At 63.8% G+C, this 10,810-nt stretch carries 10 protein-coding genes and 2 tRNA genes; 8 read left to right on the forward strand and 4 right to left on the reverse strand.

Going from position 1 to position 10,810, the window contains the following annotated elements:
* Positions 1 to 159: 159 nt before the first annotated feature.
* The 3 genes from A3840_RS06225 to A3840_RS06230 form a co-directional block, all read right to left on the reverse strand.
* Positions 160 to 1,524: a TolC family outer membrane protein gene (locus A3840_RS06225; RefSeq protein WP_082903692.1), complete on the reverse strand. Its 1,365-nt coding sequence runs from the start codon at positions 1,522 to 1,524 to the stop codon at positions 160 to 162.
* 284 nt (positions 1,525 to 1,808) lie between these two features.
* Positions 1,809 to 1,979 (reverse strand): hypothetical protein, encoded by a 171-nt coding sequence (locus A3840_RS19635; protein ID WP_165603133.1) that lies wholly within the window; start codon positions 1,977 to 1,979, stop codon positions 1,809 to 1,811.
* A gap of 93 nt (positions 1,980 to 2,072) precedes the next feature.
* Positions 2,073 to 2,146 (reverse strand) — tRNA-Cys (locus A3840_RS06230).
* A 155-nt stretch (positions 2,147 to 2,301) separates the two neighbouring features.
* Between A3840_RS06230 and A3840_RS06235 the strand changes: the two genes are divergently transcribed.
* From A3840_RS06235 to A3840_RS06270, 8 genes are all read left to right on the forward strand, one after another.
* Positions 2,302 to 3,480 (forward strand): benzoate/H(+) symporter BenE family transporter, encoded by a 1,179-nt coding sequence (locus tag A3840_RS06235; protein WP_067453525.1) that lies wholly within the window; start codon positions 2,302 to 2,304, stop codon positions 3,478 to 3,480.
* Complete coding sequence (gene mobA, locus A3840_RS06240; protein ID WP_067453528.1) at positions 3,477 to 4,073, forward strand: molybdenum cofactor guanylyltransferase; 597 nt, start codon at positions 3,477 to 3,479, stop codon at positions 4,071 to 4,073. Before A3840_RS06235 ends, mobA begins: the two co-directional genes overlap by 4 nt.
* 95 nt (positions 4,074 to 4,168) lie before the next feature.
* Positions 4,169 to 4,244 (forward strand) — tRNA-Asn (locus A3840_RS06245).
* A 100-nt stretch (positions 4,245 to 4,344) separates the two neighbouring features.
* Positions 4,345 to 5,565: an MFS transporter gene (locus tag A3840_RS06250; RefSeq protein WP_067453530.1), complete on the forward strand. Its 1,221-nt coding sequence runs from the start codon at positions 4,345 to 4,347 to the stop codon at positions 5,563 to 5,565.
* Complete coding sequence (locus A3840_RS06255) at positions 5,562 to 6,008, forward strand: SRPBCC family protein (protein ID WP_067453533.1); 447 nt, start codon at positions 5,562 to 5,564, stop codon at positions 6,006 to 6,008. The genes A3840_RS06250 and A3840_RS06255 overlap by 4 nt, the downstream gene beginning before the upstream one ends.
* A gap of 174 nt (positions 6,009 to 6,182) precedes the next feature.
* Entirely contained in the window at positions 6,183 to 7,232 is a 1,050-nt protein-coding gene (locus A3840_RS06260; protein WP_067453536.1) for a cysteine synthase A, read from the forward strand.
* A gap of 62 nt (positions 7,233 to 7,294) precedes the next feature.
* Positions 7,295 to 8,746: a cardiolipin synthase gene (cls, locus tag A3840_RS06265; RefSeq protein WP_245676561.1), complete on the forward strand. Its 1,452-nt coding sequence runs from the start codon at positions 7,295 to 7,297 to the stop codon at positions 8,744 to 8,746.
* Between the two features lie 9 nt (positions 8,747 to 8,755).
* Positions 8,756 to 9,469 carry an alanyl-tRNA editing protein gene (locus tag A3840_RS06270; protein ID WP_067453541.1) on the forward strand — a complete coding sequence of 238 codons (714 nt, stop codon included), beginning with the start codon at positions 8,756 to 8,758 and terminating at the stop codon, positions 9,467 to 9,469.
* Positions 9,470 to 9,478: 9 nt separating this feature from the next.
* Here A3840_RS06270 and A3840_RS06275 read toward each other — a convergent pair whose 3' ends face one another.
* On the reverse strand, positions 9,479 to 10,486 hold the full coding sequence (locus tag A3840_RS06275; protein ID WP_067453571.1) for an amino acid ABC transporter substrate-binding protein: 1,008 nt from the start codon (positions 10,484 to 10,486) through the stop codon (positions 9,479 to 9,481).
* Positions 10,487 to 10,810: the final 324 nt, after the last annotated feature.

Here is a 10,810-nt window from a genome sequence, read left to right on the forward strand (position 1 = left end):
AAAGGCGCCCGCAGCCGCCTCCCCCTGATTCGTAAACAATAGCTTAGCGGCAAGGGGCCCGATTAGGAATCGCCCCAAGGAGGAACAATTGCGTCTTCCACGAAAAGTTATGGCCGGGACAAGCCCGGCCATGCATTCTCTCATCCCGCAAGGGGCGCCTTATTCGGCGATGGTGCGCAATTCCTGCCACACGTCCTCGACCGCCTGCGTATAGGGCACGGCGGTCTTGACCTGAACCGGCAGGCCGAGATCGGTGGCGGTCAAGCGGCCCATGGCGCTCAGCAGGGCGAACGTGGCCACGACCTTGCTGTTGGAGGCATTGATGAGGCTTTCGCGAGCCGTGGTCAGGTCGGCCTGGGCATTGAGTACGTCCAGCGTGGTGCGGGTGCCGAGATCGCGCTCCTGGATGACGCCGTCCAGCACCGTATTGCTGGACGAAACGCCGGCCTGGGCCGCACTGATCTGCGCATCGGCGCTCTGGATGCCCGTCCAGGCGGAAATCACCGCCTCGCGCACCTGATCATAGGCGGACATGGCGTCCACCTCGGACTTGATCTGGTTGAGATTGGCCTGGCGCACGGCGGAGCCGATGGCGCCGCCCGCATAGATCGGGATGCGCACCTCAAAGCCCAGGGAGCCGCGGATACCGTCCTGCGGACCGCCGGATGGGCCGGTCCAGCTGGTGCCGACCGATCCCGAAATGCTGGCCGTAGGCCCGAAACCGGCCTGCGCGGCATCGCTGCCGGCCTGGGCGGCGCGAATACCGGCCTTGGCCAGCAGAATACCCGGATGGCCGATTTCAGCCTCGGAAATGGCCGAATCCAGCGAACGCGGAATGAGGTTACTGTACTGATGGCTGGTGGAAAGGCCCTGCGGCCGGACACCCACGAGCCGCTGGAACGTCGCCTCGGCCGTCTGCAGGCTACCCAGCGAGGCCTGATAGGCCGCCTGGCCCTGCGCCAGACGCGCCTGAGCCTGGGCAACGTCGATACGCGTGCCCTCGCCCACATCGAGACGGTCCTGGGCGGCCTGGACCTGGGCCTGGAAGAAGCTGATATTTTCCTGGCGCAGGGCCAGCAATTCCCGCCCGCTCAGCACCGACATATAGGCCTGAACGACTTCCAGAAGCACGTTCTGCTCGGCATTGCGGATTTGGTGTTCGGCCACTTCGGCGCTGGCGCGGGCCGCCTCGACCTGGGCTTCGGTGCGGAAATTGTCGAAAATGGTCTGGCTGTAGGAAAGCCCGGTGGTGAGGGAGGAGCCCGATTGCCAATTGCCACCCACGAGCGAGGCATTCTGCGAGCCGCTCACGGAGGCGCCGAGGGTCGGCATCATGCCCGATTTGGCCTGGACGATGCCTTCCGCGGATGCCTTGGCGCTGAGCAGGGCGGCCTGCAAATCGGGCGCATGATCATAGGCGGCGGCGAGCGCCTGCGAAATGGATTGCGCCTGGGCCGCTCCAACCGAACCACACGCCATAGCCAAGGCAAGCAGGCTTGCCCCCAAGAACCCGCGATACTTCATTCACCGCCTCCAGACCCCATCACACTAACGCCCGGCAGATGGGGTGCACAACCAATCCAGACAATCCCTACAGAACTTTAATGATCTCTTCATGTCCGACCGTCACCCGATGGCAACAGAAACGCGCCCAAACCCTGCTTTGTCCACAGTCGAACCATTGCGGCGCGATGCGGACAGCAGCGTCAGGCGCGCATCGCCAGACCCTGACCATATGCTCGACGTGAATATGCCCGCCCCGCCGTTTTGGCAACCGGGGACGCGCATCCGCGACAATTTTGCTGCGATTATCGACGCTTGGGCTTGTCGTCCTTGTTCTTGCCCTCGTCGCCATCGACCGGCTGATCCTGTTCGGTACCGTCGGGGCGATGGCCCAGATCGTCGATATTGTCGTCCTTTTGCGTGCCGGGCTCGGTTTCGAGCGGCGCCGGGGTGGATTCCTGCTTGCGGCTGGACATCGTGCTCTCCTGAAAAGGTCTCACGAACCAACTTTCGGGCCGTCGCGACGTTCCATCGGGAGCGGTGCATGCAGGGAGAATATCGAAGGAAGATGGAGGCCGCGTCCGGAATCGAACCGGAATACACGGATTTGCAATCCGCTGCGTAACCATTCCGCCACGCGGCCTCTGGGCGCCAGTACCTATTGGAGCCAAATCGCTTATGCAATAGGCTGATTGCCAAGACGTGAATATTCGCCAACAGCGGCGGCTCCCGACGCCGGAACTAGCGTTGATCACGGCAACAGATTAGCGTCCCCGGCGTCCATTGCCGGGAATCGCCATGACTGCTTCCGCCGCCCGCTCCGACTACGCCCAGCCGATCCTGGCCGGCATCCTGGCCGCCATTGTCGGTTATGCCAGCACCTTTACCCTGATGCTGGCGGCGCTGAGCGCAGCGGGGGCCAGCCCGCAACAAGCGGGATCGGGCCTGTTTTCCGTATGCATCGCCATCGGCATTCTTAATATCGTAGTGGCCTGGCGGGTGCGAACGCCGATCAGCTTCGCCTGGACCACGCCCGGGGCGGCCTTCCTGCTCACCGTGGGCGAACCGATGGGCGGCTATCCGGCCGTGGCGGGCGCCTTTCTTGCCTGCGCCGCGCTGATCGCCCTGACCGGGTTCATCCGCCCCCTCGCCCGGTTGGTGGCGGCGATTCCCTCGGCCCTTGCCAATGCCATGTTGGCCGGCATGCTGCTGGCGCTGTGCCTGGCGCCGGTCGAGGCAGTGGCCGAAATGCCTTTCCTCGCCCTGCCGATTCTGGCGGCCTGGGCACTGGGCCTGCGCTTTGCGCGCCGTTATGCCGTGCCCATCGCCGTTGCGGTGACCGGCATCGTGCTCGCGACGACCACGAACCTGCCCGCCGGCACGTTCGACGGCGCCTGGCCGAGCCTGGCATTCGTCATGCCCGAATTCACCCTGGACGCACTGATCCGCATCGCCCTGCCGCTCTATGTCGTCACCATGGCGTCCCAGAACCTGCCGGGCGTGGCGGTCATGAAGGCTAATGGCTACCAGTTGCAGCCGGCGCCGATCTTCGTGCTCACCGGCTTCGCCAGCGCCGCCACGGCGTTTTTCGGCGGCATCACCAGCAATCTGGCGGCGATCACCGCCGCCATCTGCGCCGGCCCCGAAGCTCATCCCGATCCCGCGCGGCGTTGGCCGGCCCCGGTTTCGGCCGGATTCACCTATCTGGCCCTGGGATCGCTCGCCAGCCTCGCGGCTGCCTTCATTGCGGCCTCTCCGCCGCTGCTGATCCAGGCCGTGGCCGGGCTCGCGCTCTTTTCCAGCCTGGCCTCGTCGCTGGCCGGGGCGTTGGCAGACGAAGATTCGCGCCTGCCGGCGATTCTGACTTTCGTGGCAACAGCCTCCGGAATCACCATTATCGGCGTCGGCGCGCCTTTCTGGGGATTGGTCGGCGGCATCGTGCTGCTGATATTGCTGCGCAAGGCCAGGCCCGCATGATTGTGCACGCGCTCATCCTGGCCGGAGGGCGCGGCAGCCGCCTGGGCGACGTGCGCAAGGCCGGAATTCGCATTGGCGGCCGCACCTTGCTGGCGCGGGTGGCGGAGAGGATGTCCGGCATGCCCCTGCTGATTTCCACAGGACCGGGGCCGGCGGAAGCCCCCACCGAGGGGATCGCGCTGGCCGATCAGGATACCGCCCATAACGGCCCCATGGCCGGGATCGAAGCGGCGCTCCGCCATCTCCGGGGCCGTGCGCACGAAGACGATCTCCTGCTCACCGTGGCGGTGGATACGCCCTTCCTGCCCGCCGATTACCGCGCGCGCATGATTGCCGCGCTCGATGCGGGCGCGCCGGCGGCCTATGCGGCCTGGGGTTCGGACATCTATCCCACCAATGCCATCTACCGCCTATCGGCGCTGCATGCCCTTGCCCCGGCAAATCTGCCGGACAGTCCAAAGCGGCTATTGCAGAATCTGGGCGCAGCGCCGGTCGACTGGAGCGCGGCATGCGGGGACAATCCCTTCGCCAATCTCAATATTCTGGCCGACCTCGTCGCCCTTGGCCGGCGTGCCCGCCAGACGGGCCAATGACAACTTATTCACATCGCGTTGCATTGGGGGCTTGGCAAAGCGGATCAGTTTGGGTACACGGACCTCGCTTCGCCAAACGGCGCAGCAAGAAGTGTTCCGCGATAGCTCAGTTGGTAGAGCGTTCGACTGTTAATCGAATGGTCGCTGGTTCGAGTCCAGCTCGCGGAGCCATCTCTCTTTCCTCCCCCTTGCCCATATATTGTGCAACCCTGATTGCACTTGCGCGCCCGGCGGGGTAGGACAAGCCAAATTGTCCTGAAGTTTTTTTCCCATGACCAGTGTTTCCTCCGCATCTGCGCCCGACGCGCAGCGCACAGCCCTGAGCATCATTCTGGCGATCAGCGGCGCGCATCTGCTCAACGACCTGCTGCAATTCCTGCTGCCGGCGCTCTATCCGATGCTGAAGGAAAACTACGGGCTATCCTATCTGCAGATCGGCCTGCTGACGCTGGGACAGCAGATCACCGCCTGTCTCCTGCAGCCGATCTTCGGGCTCTCCGGCGATCTCAAGCCCAAGCCCTATTGGCTGGTTCTCTCCATGACCATCATCGCCACCGGCGTCGCGCTGCTGGCGGCCGCCAACGGCTTCTGGCTGCTGTTCATCGCGGCGGTGATCATGGGCACCGGCTCGGCGCTGTTCCATCCGGAAGCATCGCGCGTAGCGCGCATGGCCTCGGGCGGCCGGCTGGGCTTCGCCCAATCCCTGTTCCAGGTCGGCGGCAATGCCGGCACGGCTCTGGGCCCGCTCGCCGCCGCGCTGATTCTTCTGCCGCTCGGCCAGTCCAGCGTCTTCTACTTCCTGGTCGTCGCCATTGTCGGGCTGGCCCTGCTCGCTTATGTCGGCCGCTGGTTCGTCGAACATCAGCGCCAGGCGGCCAGCCGCCCCAAGGTCGCGGTGCAGAAGCCGGCCTTGTCGCGCCAGCGCCTCATCGTCGCCTTCGCGGTCATCGGCGCGCTGCTGCTCAGCAAGTTCATCTATATCGAAGGGCTGAAGAGCTATTACGCCTTCTTCCTGATCGAAAAATTCGCGCTGACGGCACAGGAAGCCCAGTTCTACCTCTTCGCCTTCCTCGGCGCGGTGGCCGCCGGCACCTTTATCGGCGGGCCGGTGGGCGACCGCTACGGCCGCCTGGCGGTGATCTGGGTGTCGATCCTGGGCGCGCTCCCCTTCACCCTCGCCCTGCCCTATCTCGACCTGTTCTGGACGGCAGTGATGAGCATCATGGTGGGCCTCATCCTCTCCTCGGCCTTTTCGGCCATGGTTGTCTATGCCCAGGAACTGGTGCCCGGAAAGGTCGGCATGATCGCCGGCTTCATCTTCGGCTTCGCCTTCGGCATCGGCGCGCTGGGCGCCGCCGCCATGGGGGCCCTGGCCGACTGGATCGGCATGATCGCCGTGTTCCAGATTTGCGCCTTCCTGCCCGCTCTTGGTATCCTGACGATCTTTCTGCCGAAAACGGCCGAACTCCACCCCGAAAGGAGCGCCGCATGAGCGATGGATCGGAAATCGACGGCGAGAGCCAGATCACCCTGACGCGGACCATCGCCGCCAATGTCAGCGACGTGTTCTCCGCCTGGACCGATCCGGCGCTGATCGAGCAATGGCAAGCCGACGAGGCCGAATTCGACGCCTTTGAGGGCGGGCAATATCACTTCATCACCTATGCCGAGGACGAAGACGAGGCCGACCACGAGGTTTCGGGGGAAGTCCTGCAATTCGTCGAGGACCAGCGGCTGGTCTTGTCCTGGGTGCACAAGGACGAGGACGATGAACTGATCTTCGTGCTCGATCTGATGTTCAAGGCCGTGGGCGAGGATGCCACCAGCATCACCCTCACCGAGCGCGGTCTGCCCCATGCCGATGCACAGACGCGGATTTTCTCCATGGAAGCCTGGAGCGCCGCCCTGGAGCAATTGGCTGAATTGATGGAATAGGCGGACGCGGACAGCAGCCTCCGGGGAATTCTATTCCCCTGCCGCCGGAAGGCGCGACCGCGCCTTGCGCCGCGAGCCCCGGCGGAGAAAACCCCTGCCCGGACGGCCATTTACGCCTTGCGGCTCGCTGCGACGGCACCTACCATTGGCGCTTGATCCTCCAGCAGAAGACCCATGGCCAAGCACGAAGACCTCATTTCCGCCATCGGCAATACGCCGCTGATCCGCCTCAATCGCGTTTCGACCCTGACCGGTTGCGACATCTGGGGAAAGGCGGAATTCCTCAACCCCGGCCAGTCGGTGAAGGACCGTGCCGCGCTCTTCATCATTCATGACGCGGTGAAATCGGGCAAGCTGAAGCCCGGCGGCACCATCGTGGAAGGCACGGCGGGCAATACCGGCATCGGGTTGACCCTGGTGGCCAATTCGCTGGGCTTCAAATCGGTGATCGTCATCCCCGAAACGCAGAGCCAGGAAAAGAAGGACGCCTTGCGCCTTTACGGCGCCGAGCTGATTGAGGTTCCAGCCAAGCCCTACAAGAATCCCAACAATTACATCAAGGTTTCCGGACGCCTGGCTGAAAAGCTCAATGCCGAGCTGCCCAATGGGGCGATCTGGGCCAACCAGTTCGACAATGTCTCGAACCGCCGGGCGCATGTCGAGACCACCGGGCCCGAAATCTGGCAGCAGACCGGTGGCCGCATCGACGGCTTCATCTGCGCCGTGGGCTCCGGCGGCACCCTGGCCGGCGTGGCCGAGGCGCTGCGGTCGCGCAATCCGGACGTCAAGATCGGCCTCGCCGATCCCGAGGGCGCCGCGCTTTATGAATATTACGCTCATGGCGCGCTGAAATCCTCGGGCAATTCGATCACCGAAGGCATCGGCCAGGGCCGCATCACGGCCAATCTGGAAGGGCTCAAGGTGGATATGCCCTACCAGATTTCCGACGCCGAGGCCCTGCCCTATATCTACGACCTGCTGCAGCACGAAGGCCTGTGCCTGGGTGGCTCCAGCGCCATCAATATCGCCGGCGCGGTGCGCATGGCGCGCGATTTGGGGCCGGGCAAGACCATCGTTACGGTGCTCTGCGACTACGGCAACCGCTATGCCAGCAAGATCTTCAACCCCGAATTCCTGCGCGGCAAGAACCTGCCCGTGCCGCCCTGGATGGACGGCCGCACACCGATCGACATCGCCAGCATCATGGAGCCCGAACCGGCCTAGTTGGGATTGCGGCCTTCGCGCCGCCTGCTAGAGTGCTCCTGCATTTGCGCTGAAGGGGCAACGTGTTCGGTATAGACGACATTCTCGGCGCTATTTTCGCGGACATGCATATCGTGGCGCTCATCATGGGCGCCATTTATGTCCTCGCCTTCATCTGCGCGGTGCGGGAAATCCTCAATTCCCGCACCTCCCAAGGCTCGATCGCCTGGCTTTTATCATTGATTTTGCTGCCGATTCCGTCGGTTCTGCTCTATCTGATCTTCGGCTGGAAGCTGTTCGACGATTACGCTACGGACCGGGTGCAGAACGGCCGCGCCGATCGCCCCCTGCGCGCCAAGGACCTGGCCCTGATCGACCGCGAGACCGATGCGCTCTGGCCGGTCCAGGTTCACGTGTCCGAACTGCCCTTCCTCAAGGGCAATGATGTCGAGCTGCTGATCGACGGCAAGGCCACCTTCGATTCGATCTTCGCCGGCATCGAGGCGGCTGAGGAATATCTGCTGGTTCAATTCTATATCGTGCGCGACGACCGGCTGGGACAGGAACTGGCCGAACGGCTCATCGCCAAGGCCAAGGCGGGCGTCGCGGTCTTCCTGCTCTATGACGATATCGGCAGCTCCGGCATGCCTAAGCGGTATAGGCGCGAAATGCGCGAGGCCGGCGTCAAGGTGGCCGGCTTCAACCACCGGCACAAGCTGCTGCGCCTCTATGGCCCGACCCGCATCAATTACCGCAATCACCGCAAGATCGTCGTCGCCGACGGCAAGCATGCCTGGGTAGGCGGGCACAATGTGGGGGTGGAATATCTCGGCGAGGATCCGCGTTTCGGCCATTGGCGCGATACCCATGTGCGCGTCTCCGGCCCGGCGGCGCTCGGCTGTGCGCTGCTGTTCCGTGAGGATTGGGAATGGGCGACCGGCGAACGCCTGCCCAATCGGCCGCCCAGGGAATTGGAGACTTTCGGCGAACAATCCGTGCTGGTCATGGGCAGCGGACCGGCGGACAAGCTGGAAGAATGCGCCATTGCCTATACCGACCTGATCGGGCGGGCGCGGGAGCGGTTATGGATCGTCAGCCCCTATTTCGTGCCGGATACCGATATCCGTACCGCCCTCTATGCGGCGCGGTTGCGCGGGGTAGATGTGCGGATCATGCTGCCGGACAATCCGGACCACAAACTGGTCTGGCTCGCCAGCCTCGCCCATGCCGACGCCATGGTGCAGCACGATATCGGCGTCTATCGCTACACCGATGGTTTTCTTCATCAAAAGGTCGTTCTGATGGACGACCAGATCGCCACGGTCGGCAGCGTCAATTTCGATAATCGCTCGTTTGCGATCAATTTCGAGATCACCTTGTGGTTCACCGATCCGCAGATGATCGCGGAAGTGGAGGCCATGCTGCTCAAGGACTTCGAGGCCTGCCGCCAGGTCGGCGTGGCCGAGGTGGAAAGCCGGCCCTGGCCGCTTTATGTTCTGACGCAAGCAGCGCGTCTATTGTCCCCTGTTCTCTAGGTTTTTCCGATGACCGAATTCCTGTTCCGCGACGATGCCTATCTCCGCTCGGCCGAAGCCAGGATCGTCGCCATCACGCCCGAAGGCGGCGTCGTACTGGACCGGACCCCGTTCTACGCGACCTCCGGCGGACAGCCCGGCGACAGCGGCACATTGACCGATAGCGCTAACAGACTGTTGACGCTGAGCACCGCCATTCATCCCGACGGCGACAAAACGGCGATCGTTCATGTGCCGGCCGACGGTCAGGCCCTGCCCGCGGTGGGAGAAACGGTGCGGGTCGAGATCGATTGGGCGCGTCGCTACCGATTGATGCGGATGCATACGGCCCTCCATCTGCTCTCGGTGGTCTTCCCCTTCCCCGTCACCGGCGGGCAGATCGGCGAGGACAAGGGCCGGCTCGATTTCGACATGCCGGACGTTCCTGAGGACCTCGATGGGCTCGAGCGGCGGCTCAACGACATGGTGGCGGCCGATCATGCGGTGAGCACCGAATGGATCACCGATGCCGAAATGGCGGCCAAGCCGGACCTGATCAAGACCATGAAGGTGAAGCCGCCCATGGGCCAGGGCCGGGTGCGGCTGGTGCGGATCGGCGATGTGGACCTGCAGCCCTGCGGCGGTACCCATGTGGCGCGGACGGGCGAAATCGGCCGGCTGGCGCTGGGCAAGATCGAAAAGAAGGGCAAGCAGAACCGCCGCGTCAGCCTGCTCTTCGCCTGATCGGAATGGTTACATTATCGGCGGGGCATAGAGCAGCCCGCCATTGCTCCACAGCGCATTCTGCCCGCGCAGCATGGCGGCGCCGGTCTGCGGACCGAAATTGCGGTCGTAAAGCTCGGCATAATTGCCCACGGCGCGAATGGCGTCGCTCATGAAGGTGGGGCGCAGGCGAAGCGCGCTGCCATAATCGCCTTCCAGCCCCAGAATGCGGCGGACGGCCGGCGTGCGCGCGGCCGAAAGGGAATCGATATTGAGGCTGGTCACGCCCACTTCCTCGGCGGTGATCAGGGCGAACATGGTCCAGCGGACGATCTCGAACCATTCATCGTCGTCCTGCCGCACCACCGGGCCCAGCACTTCCTTGGAAATCCGCTCCGGCAGGATGCGATGCAGGGCCGGATCCTGAAGCTCGCGGCGAAAGGCCTGCAATTGCCGGCCGGACGCCGAAATCACCTGGCAGAGCCCGGCGCGATAGGCGACCAGGAGGTCGGCCGCTTCCTCATAGACCACTTCCTGGAACGTGGTCTGGTTGGAGAAGAAGAAATCGTCCAGCGCCTGCAATTCCCCGAAACCATCGACGACGCAGATGCTGACATTGTCCAGTTCATAGGCCGACACGACCCCGAGCGATTGCGGCACGAGGAAGGCCTGGCCATCGAAGAAGCTGGGCGCCACATAGCGGGCGCCGTAGCGGGTGTCGCGCCCCGCCGTCCAGGCGCCATTGCGCATCAGCACATCGACGCTGCCGGTCTGGAGCGGCGCAAAGCGCGCCTCGCCGCGATAGGAGCGGAATTCGATAAGATCGGGATTGCCGAAAATGGCGGCCGCCAGCGCCCGGCACAGATCGACATCGAAGCCGGACCAGCGGCTGTCCGTATCCAGTTGCGAGAAGCCGGAGAGCGGATTGCTCGACCCGCAGACGAGAAAGCCGCGATCGCGCACCGCATCCAAGGTCTGCGCCATTGCCGGCTGCCCCGCCGTTCCGAACAGAAGGGCGGCCAGAAGCATGGCTGGCATGAACAGGTTGCGCAAAATCGAGGCTTTCTTTTCTCCGCCCAATATTGGCGGGGCGAAAAGAGGGGTCAAGCCGAGCACCGGCCCGCCCCCCGGATAATTTCGTATGTCTCGCGGATAAATGAGCCGATATGATCGAGTGACCATCCCCCTCCCCGGCCATCCCCGCACGGGCGAGGGAGCGAAATAGCTGTGATTTTAGCTGGATGTGGGCTGCCAAAGGCACCTAACCCAGTCCGGATCGTCACCCTCGGGCCTGACCCGAGGGTTCTTTGTTTTGGTGCATCACAAACACCCTCGGGTCGAGCAACCGTGGATGGTTAGGCG

This window comes from Devosia elaeis (genome assembly GCF_001650025.1).
GTDB lineage: Bacteria > Pseudomonadota > Alphaproteobacteria > Rhizobiales > Devosiaceae > Devosia > Devosia elaeis.